This is a genomic window from Litchfieldia stipae (assembly GCF_014837155.1).
Classification (GTDB): Bacteria; Bacillota; Bacilli; order Bacillales; family Bacillaceae_L; genus Litchfieldia.
In genome coordinates this window covers 288,937-303,906 of the sequence record NZ_JACYHA010000005.1, presented here as the reverse complement: position 1 = coordinate 303,906, position 14,970 = coordinate 288,937, and the positions used below count along the sequence as shown (strand labels likewise).

18 protein-coding genes are annotated in these 14,970 nt (G+C 36.9%); 9 read left to right on the top strand and 9 right to left on the bottom strand.

The window, feature by feature from the left end:
• Positions 1–117: 117 nt before the first annotated feature.
• Entirely contained in the window at positions 118–654 is a 537-nt protein-coding gene (locus F7888_RS08980) for a cysteine hydrolase family protein (protein ID WP_191778833.1), read from the top strand.
• Positions 655–858: 204 nt separating this feature from the next.
• Here F7888_RS08980 and F7888_RS08975 read toward each other — a convergent pair whose 3' ends face one another.
• The 3 genes from F7888_RS08975 to F7888_RS08965 all read right to left on the bottom strand — a co-directional run bounded on the left by F7888_RS08975 (position 859) and on the right by F7888_RS08965 (position 3,164).
• Positions 859–1,410, bottom strand: a complete 552-nt coding sequence (locus F7888_RS08975; RefSeq protein WP_225228677.1) for a hypothetical protein — start codon at positions 1,408–1,410, stop codon at positions 859–861.
• Positions 1,411–1,552: 142 nt separating this feature from the next.
• On the bottom strand, positions 1,553–2,653 hold the full coding sequence (locus F7888_RS08970; protein ID WP_191778832.1) for a DUF4030 domain-containing protein: 1,101 nt from the start codon (positions 2,651–2,653) through the stop codon (positions 1,553–1,555).
• Positions 2,637–3,164, bottom strand: a complete 528-nt coding sequence (locus F7888_RS08965) for an RNA polymerase sigma factor (RefSeq protein WP_191778831.1) — start codon at positions 3,162–3,164, stop codon at positions 2,637–2,639. The genes F7888_RS08970 and F7888_RS08965 overlap by 17 nt, the downstream gene beginning before the upstream one ends.
• A gap of 167 nt (positions 3,165–3,331) precedes the next feature.
• Between F7888_RS08965 and F7888_RS08960 the strand changes: the two genes are divergently transcribed.
• Together F7888_RS08960 and F7888_RS08955 are read left to right on the top strand one after the other, a co-directional pair.
• Entirely contained in the window at positions 3,332–4,273 is a 942-nt protein-coding gene (locus tag F7888_RS08960) for a WD40/YVTN/BNR-like repeat-containing protein (protein ID WP_191778830.1), read from the top strand.
• Positions 4,266–5,108, top strand: a complete 843-nt coding sequence (locus F7888_RS08955; RefSeq protein WP_191778829.1) for a hypothetical protein — start codon at positions 4,266–4,268, stop codon at positions 5,106–5,108. Before F7888_RS08960 ends, F7888_RS08955 begins: the two co-directional genes overlap by 8 nt.
• 159 nt (positions 5,109–5,267) lie before the next feature.
• On the opposite strand, the gene F7888_RS08950 is transcribed toward F7888_RS08955, so the two are convergent.
• Complete coding sequence (locus F7888_RS08950; protein WP_191778828.1) at positions 5,268–5,804, bottom strand: sugar O-acetyltransferase; 537 nt, start codon at positions 5,802–5,804, stop codon at positions 5,268–5,270.
• Positions 5,805–5,848: 44 nt separating this feature from the next.
• Positions 5,849–6,475: an HAD family hydrolase gene (locus F7888_RS08945; RefSeq protein WP_191778827.1), complete on the bottom strand. Its 627-nt coding sequence runs from the start codon at positions 6,473–6,475 to the stop codon at positions 5,849–5,851.
• 299 nt (positions 6,476–6,774) lie between these two features.
• Here F7888_RS08945 and F7888_RS08940 point away from each other — a divergent pair, with 299 nt between their 5' ends.
• Positions 6,775–7,272: a hypothetical protein gene (locus tag F7888_RS08940; RefSeq protein WP_191778826.1), complete on the top strand. Its 498-nt coding sequence runs from the start codon at positions 6,775–6,777 to the stop codon at positions 7,270–7,272.
• Positions 7,273–7,332: 60 nt separating this feature from the next.
• Here F7888_RS08940 and F7888_RS22505 read toward each other — a convergent pair whose 3' ends face one another.
• Both F7888_RS22505 and F7888_RS08930 read right to left on the bottom strand, forming a co-directional pair.
• Positions 7,333–8,472 carry a hypothetical protein gene (locus F7888_RS22505; RefSeq protein WP_225228676.1) on the bottom strand — a complete coding sequence of 380 codons (1,140 nt, stop codon included), beginning with the start codon at positions 8,470–8,472 and terminating at the stop codon, positions 7,333–7,335.
• Positions 8,459–8,971 carry an RNA polymerase sigma factor gene (locus F7888_RS08930; RefSeq protein ID WP_191778825.1) on the bottom strand — a complete coding sequence of 171 codons (513 nt, stop codon included), beginning with the start codon at positions 8,969–8,971 and terminating at the stop codon, positions 8,459–8,461. Before F7888_RS08930 ends, F7888_RS22505 begins: the two co-directional genes overlap by 14 nt.
• A gap of 186 nt (positions 8,972–9,157) precedes the next feature.
• Between F7888_RS08930 and F7888_RS08925 the strand changes: the two genes are divergently transcribed.
• From F7888_RS08925 to F7888_RS08910, 4 genes are all read left to right on the top strand, one after another.
• Positions 9,158–10,078, top strand: coding sequence for an MBL fold metallo-hydrolase (locus F7888_RS08925; RefSeq protein WP_191778824.1), 921 nt, complete (start codon positions 9,158–9,160; stop codon positions 10,076–10,078).
• Between the two features lie 134 nt (positions 10,079–10,212).
• Entirely contained in the window at positions 10,213–11,343 is a 1,131-nt protein-coding gene (locus F7888_RS08920; RefSeq protein WP_191778823.1) for a glycerate kinase, read from the top strand.
• A 21-nt stretch (positions 11,344–11,364) separates the two neighbouring features.
• Positions 11,365–12,351 carry a 2-hydroxyacid dehydrogenase gene (locus F7888_RS08915; RefSeq protein WP_191778822.1) on the top strand — a complete coding sequence of 329 codons (987 nt, stop codon included), beginning with the start codon at positions 11,365–11,367 and terminating at the stop codon, positions 12,349–12,351.
• Between the two features lie 2 nt (positions 12,352–12,353).
• Positions 12,354–12,851, top strand: a complete 498-nt coding sequence (locus tag F7888_RS08910) for a C39 family peptidase (protein ID WP_191778821.1) — start codon at positions 12,354–12,356, stop codon at positions 12,849–12,851.
• Between the two features lie 44 nt (positions 12,852–12,895).
• Here the strand turns inward: F7888_RS08910 and F7888_RS08905 are convergent, their stop codons facing one another.
• Positions 12,896–13,036 (bottom strand): hypothetical protein, encoded by a 141-nt coding sequence (locus F7888_RS08905; RefSeq protein WP_191778820.1) that lies wholly within the window; start codon positions 13,034–13,036, stop codon positions 12,896–12,898.
• A gap of 64 nt (positions 13,037–13,100) precedes the next feature.
• A complete protein-coding gene (locus tag F7888_RS08900) occupies positions 13,101–14,189 on the bottom strand; it encodes a GGDEF domain-containing protein (RefSeq protein ID WP_225228675.1) in 1,089 nt (362 codons plus the stop codon).
• A 183-nt stretch (positions 14,190–14,372) separates the two neighbouring features.
• Between F7888_RS08900 and F7888_RS22810 the strand changes: the two genes are divergently transcribed.
• Positions 14,373–14,498 (top strand): hypothetical protein, encoded by a 126-nt coding sequence (locus F7888_RS22810; protein WP_263601187.1) that lies wholly within the window; start codon positions 14,373–14,375, stop codon positions 14,496–14,498.
• The last annotated feature ends 472 nt before the right edge of the window (positions 14,499–14,970 follow it).

The following is a 14,970-nucleotide window of genomic DNA, read 5'->3' as shown; positions in this document are numbered from 1 at the left end:
TACCATCTGCTGTTTACTTAAAAATCAGTAAACGAAGTTTTTTCTATGAAAAGAAGGATTTCAATTTGCGCTTATGGAAGTAAGTATTCATTCTATAGAAGAAGGTGAATACCTCGTATGAAAGCTTTGTTGGTTATTGATGTACAAAATGGGATTGTTAGTTTTGGTAATTTTGAGCAGGAACTTTCAAAGATGGAAAAAGTGATCATTGACTTTAAAGATAAAGGATTACCAGTCATATTTATTAGACATTTCGATGAGATGGAAGAGAGTCCACTGTATAGGGATTCTGTTGGTTCTGAAATCCATCCTTCGTTAGCACCATACGCTGAGGACGTCATTGTGAAATCAACACCAAGTTCATTTTTCAAAACGGAGTTATCTAAAAAGCTAGAGGAACTGGGTGTTGACCATTTATTTATCATTGGCTTTAATACCGAGTTTTGTTGCATGTTTACCGCGATTGCTGCGTATGATCGCGGCTTTAAGGTGACGTTTATAGAAGATGCAACTGGTACTGTGGGTACAGAAGATAGCTATGAAATGAAAGGGCTCGACATAAAGGATTTCGTTGGAACAGTTTTACATTGGTCTGAGGTCATTGAAGTTTTAGACTATGATGAATATGTTGGGGACGGTTCTCATGCTTCCTAAGAAGCACAAGAACCGTCCTGAAGGAAGCATAGAAAAGAGGGATTGTTTTGAAGAATAAGAAATTGATTTTGACGATAGTGATAGCTATTGTAGTCATAGCAGGAATCCTTGATCTCCTGTTTGAAGGAATGCTGTATCAATTACTACAAAGCTGGTTCAATTTTTAATCAAATGGGAAGGGGAAGCTCTCCCTCCCCTGATTACTTATTGGACTTTTTTACCTTCCGCATCATAAACAGTCACTTCAACTGGTAATTTCACTTCATCCTTTTCGAATGTGGCGTACCACACCCATAAATGTTCTCTAACTAAAAATCTGTGGGGCTGTATATTATTTTCGCTATCGATCACAATGGTTTTCGCATGATCTTCAGCAAACCCGTATATCATGGAAAAATCATTTTGTATGTTATTTTCAGCTCTCCAGTCAATTGATCCTCTTTCCACTTTTTCCTCGGCGAACTCCTGGAAGTCTAAGATGGGATAAATGATCTTCTTAAATGCTGTAAATTCTTTATTTGTTAGTACAGGGACGATTCCAGAACTACTTTCTGCAAATACTATATGTGAGGTAGAATCATATAATAGAATTTTACAATCACCAAATTGTTCTGTGACTCTTTCACAAATTCCTTTCTCTAAGGATGTAGAAGGAATAGTGGTGATATTATTATGATTTGTAGATATTGCTGGAAAAAAATAGATGCCTATGATAAACGCTAATAATAGTACTGTTATGACCATTTTTTTTACCAATGCAGGTCGCCTCCGAATGGTGAAGTGGTGTGACACTATTTTAAGTTATTATAGTCTATTCGACACTAGAACAGTGGAAATGATTCCTAATTTAAAGCCGTTTTTAAATGAAAAATGACTTTTTAGAGATACGTAAATGAAATTAATTTATTTTCTTTTTGTCCTTACTATAAACATTAATCTGATACTTATCATCGCCAATCACTTTCTTCACATCATCTGATTCTAAGAATTCTTTAACCGTTTCTTCAATCTTCATCCCAAGTTGCTTACTTTCAGAATTAGAGGAGGAAATGGTTGTTTTAATAGATAATGTCATTGGCTGTGGATGTGCGGAATAAGAGAATCCATTTACTTTGAATTCTTTTTTACTATAGAGTCCATCGATCATTGTAGTTATCACAGAACCCCAGCGATTTTCCTGTTCTCTTACCTTTAAATTGATGGATGTATATTTGAGAGTGAATTCTTTCTCCGTTTCTTGTTTCAATACTGTCTCTACAATGGATTTAATCTTCTCAGGCTGTTCTTCAGTTGTTGGAATACCTATGACGATATGAAGCACCCATTCGCCTGAGTCATCTGATGTACCTACTTGAGTAGTAACGTCAGGATAATCTTGCTTGTTTAGTTCGTGTATTAAAGATTGATTAATTCTATTTGCTTCCTCATAGCTTTCTTGTGCTTTAGGACTTGGTTGTTCAAGTTCTCCCATTTCATTTTGAACAACCTTCACTGTATATGCATCAACACCATTTGTTTTAAGCGTTTCTATTGCAATGTTCTCAATATCTTTACTTACACCTTGTACATATTCCTCTGTGCCATCAACATAAATTTCCATCACTTTGTTTCCGGAAGAACTCACGCTAGCAATTTGATAACCTTCATTCCTTAAATGATCCATCAGTTTCACAATAACTGGCTCTGAATGAAACAAGCGATTTAAATAGGGGATCTTTGAAACTACTTCTGCCATAGCAGGTGAAATGAATGAAGAACCAATGATTAACCCTACTAAAACCATTAATGCCATCATTGAATAAGTGACTCTCCGACCGAGACTGAAGTTATGAGTGTTAATTGAAAAGCGATTCTCTGATTTATTTTGGAGATCAGTATGTTCAATATCCGTGATGATTCTATTTTTTAAGTCTTCTTGATATTTCTTATTCCAATGGATATCAGTGTTTAATTTCTCTAAAGAACGATCTGAGTCTCCATAATTAAATGATTTGCTCATCTAAGAACCCCTCCTTCTTTAGCTGTTTTTTTAAGATAGGTATGGCTCTAAAAAGAGTCGATTTCACTTTGCTTTCACTCCAACCTAATATTCTTGCGGTATCTTCAGTAGAAAATCCTTTGATTTTTCTTAAGATTATAACCTTACGATAGGACTCCTTGAGTCTCCCAATTGCTTTATAAACTTCCTGTGACTCCTCTTTTATTTGAATTGCTTCTTCAGGTAAAAAGCTCTTGTCCTTTTGGAAAAGCAATACTTCTGTCAATAATCTACTAGGTTTTTTCTTTCTTAAAAAATCAACAGTTACATTATGTGCAATACTAAATAACCAGGTTTTTTCACTTGAATGATTTTTAAATGAATCAAGGTAAGAAAATGCTTTGATAAATGTTTCATGAGTCAAATCCTCAGCCTGCTGATAATCTCTAACCATTAGCAAGATAAAGTCTAAAACGGACTTACTATGTTGGTCATACCAAACAGCAATTTGTTCCTTCCTATCTATTGTCATAACAACCCTCCTTGTGAAAGTTCAATACTTAGACGTACTAGCGGGAAAAAAGTTGTGATTTTTATGAAAAAATAATTTCTTCTCTGCATTCTTGTGTTGTAAGCTACATTTAGTAAGTACAATAAGAATCCATATAACAATTGAACCACAAAACAGGAGTGTTTTTCGTGAAAAAAAATTTATTAGTTATATCAAGTGTCATGCTTATCGGTTTGCTGATTTCGACTGTAGTCTATTTCAGAGCTACAAATGAAAAATCTCGCGAACTGAGTGAACCTAACGAGAACATTCATCACCAAGAGGAACAAAATGAGCAGGTAGTTCCAGAGTTGGAGGAGTTACAAGCAATCAATCCTGACCAAATTAGCTATTCTCTACAAAACAATGAGCTTCATCTTACTTTTAATGGTGGAGAAGAGTGGGTAAAGGTTCCCGTTGAAAAAGATCATTTATTTGCTGGGGAGTATAATGGCACCCAACAAGAATTGATTGACAACAGTTATTTCTTTTCAGAAAACCGAGTCGCTATTATCTATTCTGACGGGGTTAGTTGGGAGAATGACAGGCTTCAACTCCTTTGGTCAATTGATCAAGGGAACAACTGGCAGGAGACAGTAGTAGAGGAACCATTTCTGGGGATGCGATTTAGAAAGGTTGATTTTCTAAATGACCAATTTGGTTATATTATCGCTACAGGGGAGCGCACGATGTCTTCGGAAGCCTCTCGTGTCTTTTTAACACATGATGGGGGACAAACGTGGAAGGAAGCCGCTTATTCAGGGAATACGAGATTGCTTTTTGATGGCGGTTTTGTTGATCAGTCGACTGGATTTTTGTCATATGGAACGATTAATCCTGAAGAGCCAGATTTCTATGTCACTCAAGATGGTGGTGAAACATGGACTAAGGCGAACGTCGTGATACCAGAACAATATAATAAAATCTTTGTTACGGCCGAGGTTCCGGTAAAAGAGGGTGATCATTTAACCATGCTTGTAAACCAGGGTCCTAATGGTGATTATCAAGGAGGAAAAGTGAAAGGCTTGTTTACTTCAAATGATAACGGACTGACATGGGAATTTTCAATGGAGGTCAATCCAAATGAATAAAGATAAACTAATGAAGATCGTAGGATGGATTCTATTCTTGTGTGCAATGGGTCTATTCACCATGCAAATCGGGTTCTTAATTGCTAGTACTCGTTTACAAATAGAATATATTGATCATCGATTGTTTTATATAATTAATAGTCTCTGTATTCTTTGTATAGCATTAGCCATCTTTCTTTTAATCCGAATAACGAGAAAGGTGATGCTAATTGGGGTTAGTATTGCGCTCTTACTAATCATTAGTCAAATCATATTGCTTCATGAAAGTAACAAGAATATAAAAAACATCACAAGCATCTCTCCAGACTTTAAACATGTTATGTCTATTAAAGAAAATGTAATGAGTGGGGAAGCGGTCTATTATCGTTCTTACTATGGAATATTAGGTCGACCGAAAGAGACATTACCATATAAGACAGTCGGTAAGTATAAAGTCGAATGGTTAGCTAAAGATGTGGCTGCTGTCACATATAAATCATCAAATGATACCATCCAGCAATTTATTGCTACATATGGTGATCGTGGAGGTGGGACCTCTTATTATTACGTTGGAGCAGAAATCCATGGTACATGGGAAGGCGATGACGTCAAAGTAATAAGTGCTCCAGAGGGGATTACTGTTAACGTGAATCGAGAAACCGAATTGTTCGAATGGGAAAATATCGTTCAATTTGGCACATTGGCAGTGGTGTTAAGAAAGAATGATGAAGCAGTGTGGACCATCTCTTTAAGTGAGAACTTTAAGGTGGATTCAGATTCATATGAAAAGAGAGAAGGAAATATTCGTTTGTACAAAGCAATAATGGAGAACAATCGACCAATCACCCTGAATTAGATAGGGGGCAAAATGGGGACGGTTCTCACGCTTCCTATGGAAGCATAAGAACCGTCTATAAGTTTCGATGTTAAACGAGATACTGACGGTAGATTTGAACGTATCAGTTTCTGATATTAACTACAGTTTTAGTGCAAATTAAAGAATAGAATAATAACGTTATATGTTTTTAATCATTTTTGCTGGATTCCCCGCTACTATCACATTCGAGGGAACATCTTTTGTAACAACTGAACCTGCAGCGATAATCGAATTATCTCCAATGGTAACTCCAGGTAAAATGACGCAACTACCACCAATCCACACATCATTTCCAATATTTATAGGGATGGCATAACCACTTTTATTTCGGCCCTTTGGTTCGATTGAATGGCCAGCTGTGTATAAACCAACATTTGGACCAATCATACAATTATCTCCAATTCTTACCTCTGCCATATCTAATATCGTACAGTTATAACCAGCATAGAAATTATCTCCGACGTGAATATTGTATCCTAAGTCACAATGGAAATTATGTTCAATACTCGGACTAACTCCAGCACTTCCAAATAATTCTTTAATAATGTATTCTTTTTTTGTGGAGTCTTCAATTGGACAATTATTAAACGCTTGAACAAATTTATGGGCACGGATATTTTTCTCCCTAAGATCAGATGTTCCGCGCTCATAGAAAATTTTCTTGTTATGATCCATATGTAAACAGGTCTCCTTTCCAATGGGGACGATTCTCAGGCTCCCTATGGAAGCGCAAGAACCGATCTCAGTTCGTCGAATGTCTCAATCACATTATCATATTCAGTTACTTGACCGAATCCATACTTAGCATAAATAAATGGAATGCCAGCAAATCTTGCGGCGCCCAAATCACCTTCTGTGTCACCAACATATATAGGAGAAACTAGGTGGTTCCTATTCATGATTAACTTAATATTTTCTCCTTTAGAAAGCCCGGTTCTTCCCGGATTTTCATAGTCTACGAAAAATTTTTCAAGCTTATGAAACTCATAGAATGCCTCAATGTACCCATCTTGACAGTTGCTAACGATGAAGAGTTTGTATTTCTTCGAAAGTGTGTTCAATACTTCCTCGGCATTTGGATAAAGATGTCCACCTTGTTTTTTGATAAACTCATTTTCTATATCGCAACACTCAGCAATCACTTGATTACGGAAATTCTCGTCTAAATGAGGAAATAATTTCTTACTAATTTCAGGCATTTGTAAGCCCATGGTTTGTTCGAAATCAGCTCGAGATAATTCTCGTTTGATTTGACGATGTTTCTTTATACAGCTATTCCATGCATGAAGTACAGTATCAATTGGGTCCCAAATTGTTCCGTCTAAATCAAAAATTATGCTATCCATATGTAGAAAATCACCTCTATTTTTTATGGTCTGTTAGTGTAAATCGTTGAAAAGATGAGTGGAATTAATCCTCTGGAAATTCTATGATTCTCTAAGATGAAAATAATCAATTTTCTCAACAATCAATTATATTTTGCTCATAATGAACAGGTATTATCAAGACTAGTATTCAATTAATAACGTTGCTAAAATGAATAAATCAGTGTGTAGAGATATTGGTTTAATAGCTATTGACCAAAAATATATGTCGCATGATACGTCTACCATCTGAAAAAATTTTTTCGGAGGGTATATATTTTATGTATAAGGAAGAAAGACTGCCTCAAAATCCTAAAGAAGGAATCATATTTTTACTGATTATTTCGATCATCTCAGTAAACACAATTTCCCCAATTATTATGGGTCTGGAAAGAGGATTTAGTAAACAAAATTATGTAGAATCTCTAAAAATCATTCCATTTATGTGGATTATTGTTGTTTTGTTAGTAAGATTGGTTGCGGGACCCTTGGTAGGGAAAGTGATGCCAAAATTTGTAGGGAAAACAGATGGATTTAATGCTAGAGTGTTATTAACTATTTTATTAAATGTTACTGTCCTATCGATGCTTCTTACTATTATAGGCACTTGGGTTGGTACGAAACAAATCAGTTTAGAGCCTTTTCAGAACTTCTTTCATAGTTGGTTTAGAAACTTTGGTGTAGCATTTTGGATTGAATTAATCGTAGCACAGCCTATCGCAAGATTCGTAATGAAAAAAATACATGCAAAACAGGCAAGAAAAATAGAGACTATTTAATTATTTGGGCCGGTTCTCATGACCAAAGGAAGAACTAGAACCGGCCCCACCAATTATTCATTATTGAATCGGCATAAAAGATACTTGCCAGATCCCATCTTCATTTTTTACCATACTAAAACCATTTAAGTCATTTTTAATGTAGCCTGTATGCTCGCTAGTTAGTATAAAGGTCCCTTTATCGATAGTATTGAAGAGATTAATGTAATGTTCCTCAGAGGCTCTATGAGCTTCAGGAATTTCTTCATGATCTTCCTTAGACCATTGAACATATCCTTCTCTGTCTGTATATAAAGCATACTCAACATCATACTTTTTATCAAACCCTGCTTGAACATATAATTTCGCAATGCTAATTGGTTCTAATCCATCTAGATGTTTTAAGTCTAAGTCTGTTTGAAAAAGATGATAAGCCTCTTTTTCTATATCTGATAATTCAAAGGTTTTCACTTCAGGAGATGAAGGTTCATCCGTTTCTGTTACAACTTGTTCAAGGTTTATCTCATCCCCTTGATCTGTCACAACTTTAACTTGGACCTCTTTAATCGGACTAATCGCATACCAAAACCTTTTGTCACCGCCAACTCTTATGATTTTTGCTTTTTCCTCACCTGCAAACACTTCTTTTATGGAATTGTCACTTAGTGGTCCAGAATAAATATAAGGTTTTTGATTCATTGAAGACCATTTCATACGTGAATTCCACTGTGCTCCCCTTGTTTGTTGCCATTCCCATTTCTTATGATGTTTCTCGAAATAAGCAATATAAATCTGTTCCCCACTACTATGATTATTAATCTCTGTAAAAATAGCAATCGCATCGTCTTTATGCACAACACTCAACTCTGAATGAACAAGGGTGTACGTGTAATTTTCTACATCTTTATGCATTTCCACCATTTTTTGATGGAAAAATTGTTCAAAAGTTCTTAATGGGGGGACAGTTGCATTGTTTAAGTCCTCATTCCACGGGATAAAAATGACACAAAGCAATATTACTGCAGCTAAGCTTGCTACTCCGGCTGTAATCCTACTGAATCTATGACGAATTCGCTTTTTAGATTCATAACTTCTCGAGAAATTCATAAGATTCTCATGAATTTGTTTTTGTTTTTTTAGATCAAAGTCTTTCATATAGTCTGGCTCAGGAAGTGATTGGATTTCATCAACTAGATTATCAAGATTCTCATTTTCTTTCATATTGAATCTCCTCCTTTTTCTCCTTTAAGACTTTTAAAGCACGGTGATAAGTAATGCGCACCTTGTTTTCATTCCAATCTAAAATGTCTGCTGTTTCAGATACTGATAGATCTTTAATGGCCCGAAGAATAATTACATCTCGATAATTGGATTTAAGTGAGTGTATTGCTTCGTACAAATTTCTAATATTTTCGTTTAATCTAAGGACTTCTTCTGGTGTTTTTTCTTCATAAGCTTCATTGTCTGTAAATCCTAAAACAAGTCTAAGCCTATTTCGTTTTCTTTTCCTGATTTCGTCTATTCCGACATGACGTGCAATGGAAAATAGCCAAGTTTTTACACTCGATTTTGATTGATATGTATCAAATCCTTTAATCGCACGTATGAACACCTCTTGTACCAAATCATCTATATCTCCTGAGCCAACATAATAAAATAAGAAATGGTATAAATCTTTATTGTATTGATAAAACCATTCTGATATCTCTTCACTAATCATCCATTTCTCCCCCGAAAGTTGTATTCAGTAATTAGTCGAATCAACTACATAAATTATTTCACTAATTTGGGACGGTTCTCGTGTTTCCCAAGAAACACGAGAACCGTCCCAAATTCGCCATTCTGGATAGTACCAATTATAATGATATCTAATAAATACAGTAAACCATGATTTTGGAGGTATACCATGACGAGGAAGCAGCGCTATGCCAATTTAGATCATATAGATAATAATAAAACGTTCAAAGATATTCGCCGTTGGCAGAAGGAACGTAAAAATAATAAAAAGGATCTCAGTGTCCAAATAGAGCAAGCACCACACAAAGAAATAAGTAAGCTTACTAACAATTGTACAAATGGTTCTATTACTTGGATTGGTCATTCAACCTTTCTCATTCAGTTGAATGGGTTGAATATGATTACAGACCCTGTCTGGGCAAATCGTATGGGATTACAGAAAAGATTGACAGCTCCCGGGATTGCCCTTGCAGATTTGCCAGAAATCGATGTAGTGTTCATCTCGCATGGTCATTACGATCACTTAGATTTTCCTACGATAAAAAAGCTAAAAGGGAATCCAACTTTTTATGTTCCGATAGGATTAGGTCATGCTTTCAAAAAGAGAGGATATCAAAAAGTCATCGAGGGTAAATGGTATGATTCATTCGAACAAAATCAAATGACCTTTTCATTTGTCCCAGCACAGCACTGGACGAAACGGACTTTGACTGATACAAATACATCTCATTGGGGCGGCTGGATCATTGAGAACAAGGAGCATTCCATCTATTTTGTCGGTGACACAGGATATTTTCGAGGGTTTCAAGAGATTGCTGAGAAATTTGATATCCAAACCGTACTGATGCCAATTGGTGCCTATGAGCCGGAGTGGTTTATGGAGATAAGTCATATTAATCCAGAGGACGCAGTGAAGGCATTCTTAGAACTAAAAGGCAAGACCTTTATCCCAATGCACTATGGTGCGTATCGCTTAGCAGACGACACAGGTCCAGAAGCCATCACAAGATTAGATGCAGAATGGACTAGATTACAATTAGACTCATCTCAATTAAAGAAAATGCTCATTGGTGAGACATACTGGTTGTGAAGGATGGGGACGGTTCTCAGTTTGCTTTCTTGAGAAGAAAAAGAACCGGCCCCATCCTGCCTGAAGGAAATCTTAACTTCTTTGTTGAATAGATATGTAATATAGGAAATCTGTTGCATTGGAAGGTGGAAGGGATGAAGGTGGTGGTTGCTCCGGATTCATTTAAAGGTTCGATCTCAGCTCCTGAATTGTGTGCGGCGGTCAAAAAAGGGATTCTTCGCATATATCCGAGTGCTAGTGTCATAGAATTACCATTAGCCGATGGCGGGGAAGGAACGATGGAGAATCTTGTTCTCGCTTCAGGTGGTTCAGTTATACATAAAGTAGTAAAGGATCCACTAGGTAGACCGGTGAAGGCTGGATTCGGTGTGCTAGGTGATGAAGAAACTGTGGTCATTGAAATCGCTCAAGCATCAGGGCTTCCACTTGTTCCGCTAAAAGAAAGAAATCCCCTACTAGCTTCAAGCTTCGGAACGGGCCAACTAGTAAAAGAAGCACTAGACATGGGATATCGTAAATTTCTGATTGGACTTGGGGGAAGTGCAACCAATGATGCAGGTACCGGCTTATTAAAAGCACTAGGGATGAGATTTTTCAATGAAAATGGTGAAGATTTAATGGAAGGTGGGGGAGCTTTAATCGAATTGGATCATGTTGATGACATCTTGTTAGATCCGAGATTAAAAGATTGCTCTTTCTTAATTGCAAGTGATGTCACCAACCCATTATGTGGTCCAAATGGAGCATCAGCGGTCTTCGGTCCTCAAAAAGGGGCAACACCAGAGGATGTCAAAACACTAGACAAGTCGCTTACTCATTACAGTCAAATTGTTCATAGCACGAAAGGAATCAATTTAATAGACATCACAGGCGGTGGAGCAGCCGGAGGAATTGGCGCATCATTAGTCGCATTTTTAGGAGCAACAATCAAGCCAGGAATTGAAGTTGTCATGAACGCCATTCAATTTGAAGAAAAAATAAGTAACGCGAATTTGATCATAACTGGTGAAGGAAAGCTAGATGCTCAAACATTATCAGGCAAGGTGATCGCCGGTGTAACTCAAGTCGCAAAACCTCAACAAATCCCTGTAGTTGCCATCTGCGGGCAACGAAATTTAGATAGTAAACAAATGGATGAGCTTGGCCTTATTGCTGGTTTTTCAATTGTTCCTGGTCCGACAACTCTTGAAGCCTCGTTAGAAAACGCATCAAGGTGGACGACAGAATGCACCGAGCAAATCATGAGACTAGTGAAATTTTCATAGAAAGAATGGAGGGTATCCTTTTTGAAGCAAAGCATATTCATCACTCGAAAAATACCTGATCATGTGTTAAATCAGCTTCAGGAAAAATATAACGTAGCCATTTGGGATCATGAAGAAATTCCTGTTCCAAGAGATATTTTAGAAGAAAAAATATCTGAAGTAGATGGTCTATTCTGTTTACTGACAGATTCCATTGATTCCGAGCTTTTACAAAAAGCTCATAAACTCAAAGTCATTAGCAATCTTGCAGTCGGCTTCAACAATATTGATGTAAAAGCATCTACCGAAAAAGGAATCATTGTTACAAATACACCTGGTGTTTTAACAGAAACCACTGCAGATTTAACCTTCGCATTATTGATGGCCACAGCACGAAGAATCCCAGAAGCCTCAGATTATCTAAGAGAAGGCAACTGGAGTACTTGGTCACCGATGCTACTAACAGGACAGGATATCCATCATGCAACACTAGGGATAATTGGCTTGGGTCGAATTGGTGAGGCACTTGCCAAAAGAGCAAAAGGCTTTGAAATGAATGTCCTCTATCATAACCGTAACCGAAAACCAGAGATTGAAGAACAAATTGGACTACAGTACGCCTCATTAGAAAATCTATTAAAAGAGTCTGATTTTGTCTGTATTCTAGCACCCTACACAAATGAAACGAAAAATATGATTAGAAAAGAACATTTTCACCTTATGAAACCAACATCCATTTTAATTAATACGGCGAGAGGTGGAATCGTAAATGAGACAGATCTCTATGATTCACTAATAGAAGGTGAGATTTGGGCAGCAGGGTTGGATGTGTTTGAGCAAGAACCTGTTCCACTTGATCACCCCCTCTTAACCTTACCGAATGTCGTCACACTTCCTCATATCGGAAGCGCAAGTATCAATACCAGATTAAAAATGGCAGAGGTTGCGATGAGTAATTTAATGAGCGCTCTAGATGGAGAAAAGCCAAAGTATATCGTTAATGCGGAACTATTTCTCGGAGGTGAATAGGAATGAAAAATGAAGTCCGACTACATGTCCCACTGATCAACCAATTGCCCGAACTACCAACCGGCTGCGAAATTACTGCTGTGACCATGATGCTGCATTTTGAAGGGGCGATGGTAGACAAAGTAGCTTTAGCAAAAGAAATGCCAAAGCATGATGAAAATCCGAATGAAGGGTATGTCGGAGATCCTTTTACAAGTGAAGGCTGGACGATTTATCCACAAGCTTTAGTTGATTTAGTAAAGAAGTACCTAGGCCGCGCAATTGATTTAACAGGCACAACGACCGATACTCTTAGAGAGCATCTTGCTAATAATAAACCAGTTGTTGTCCTCGTCTCATCAATGCATGGTTTCACAGTTCATGCCTTAACACTGACTGGCTTTGATCAAGAACATTTCTACTTTAACGACCCGTGGACAGGAGAAAGAGATGTTCAAATCAGTAGTACTGATTTCGAAGACATATGGAACGGGCAACAGAAGCGTGCATTGTCTTACTAATAAAAAGAAACAGACCGAGGAACTCTGGTCTGTTTTCTGCTGTTTCACTCTACTATTTCTGGTGTCTCTTCCATTTGATGCATCTCTTCTTTAGAGTTCGACGATCTAGGTAAAGACTCAAGCTCGTCATATGCCGAATTCGTAATATAAATGACCTGATCCTTCAAATGCTTGTCTTTCTCCATCACAAACACCTACCATCTTAAGGGATTATATATCCAATATGGCTTTTTGAGATGGTTTTTATTCTTAAGATTGATAGGTACTAACCCTATTTCTCCCCGCATTTTTTGATTGATAAAGTGCTTGATCTGCTTCTTGAATTAATTCATCAAGACTTTTCCCATTTGATACACTGCTTAGCCCGATTGAAATAGTGATTTTTCCATTTGGCTGCTGCTCTTCGCCAAAAAAAGGGTAAGTTTCAACCAAGTTTCTGAACTTGTCCGCCAATTCACTGGCTTCATGGGGGGTGTCTACATTCCCAAAGCAAATAATGAACTCTTCACCACCATATCTTGCAAACAAATCACGTTTGCGCATGCTATCTTTTAGAAGCTGCCCAAACGTCATCAGAACAACATCGCCAGCAGGATGTCCATGTGTATCGTTATAATTTTTAAAATAATCGACATCAAACATCGCAATCACAGAAGGTTTATTTGCTTTCATTAAATCATCAATTTTGCTTTTGAAATAACGAAGATTATACAAGCTTGTCATATTATCATGTCTTGATAATATTTCTAATTCTCGTCTTAGTAGGACATTCCGATTTGTATCATTATTAATCAATGTGATTGTTAATAGAGCGATCATTTCAAAAACAATCATGATTAAAATCGTGAGTGATGTTGCCGGTGTTGTAAAATACATAAGAATAGATTTAACCAATTGATATACAGTAAACCCTATAAACATATGCTTCAAGTTAAGTAACGTATTAGGCGGGGTAAAGTTTTTAGGTCGATGAAATACTGCACCTATAACAAAAGGTAAAATAATGGATTGAATGATTCCATCGATTACCGTTGGTCCCCCAAGATTATATCGATACAAAAGTGGCAAAATAATCGCAATCCATCCATATTTCCATCCCATTAAATAGGCGATGAAAAACAAAGGTACATCTCGTAAATCAATCCGCATGCCTTCGTGAATAAGTGGATGATGCATCACCCAAATACTTAAAAAACTAATGACTACAGGCACCATCCAAAGCTTCTTGGAGAACTTTTTTATATTTACAATAAAGATTTCCTTCAATTTAAGCGTGATATACATAAAAGCAATAATCAACGTCATATTAGCTAAAAAAATATCTATAATTTCGTGCAAAGTGAGAACTCCTTCATAAATAATAGTACTATTGTACCAGATAAAGTGAAAATGGAATATGGAAAATTGGATAAGTTTACTATTATTATGGACAAAAAATCCAATCCTCGAACGTATCTATTAGTTAGAATCATAAATATTGTAAGTAGTGAGGGAGACTCGATGAAAAAAGGAGACCTAATATTGTTTAAAGGCCAAGCATATAATGTGGTTTATATTTACGAAAGTGGTTTCCTTGAAATTAAAAGAAGACAACATGTTGAACTGATTCATCGTTCTGAAGTGGAATTGATTACTAGAGTGAGTTAACCTTGAGAGATTTAATATTGCAGGTTTCGAAAGAGAAAATAAACTCAAACTCATCCATATTACGTCAAAGTATCATTGGCAAGTGAAAAATTCTTTCACTTGTCTTTTTATGTATATGAGGCATCTAGAATAGCGGGGGAGTGATCTGATTATTGTGGTTCAGCAAAGATGGGGTAACTAGGAGAGCGAAGTAGTGCCCTGATCAAGAGTAAGCATCATGGTTGAGGTAACTAGAGGGTCAGAGTAGTGCCCTGATCAAGAGTAAGCATCATGGTTGAGGTAACTAGGTGAGCTGAGTAGTGCCCTAATCAAAAGCAAGCATCATGGTTGAGGTGACTAGAGGGTCAGAGTAGTGCCCTGATCAAAAGCAAGCATCATGGTTGAGGTAACTAGAGGGTCAGAGTAGTGCCCTGATCAAGAGCAAGCATCATGGTTGAGGTAACTAGAGGGCCTGAGTAGTGCCCCAATCAAG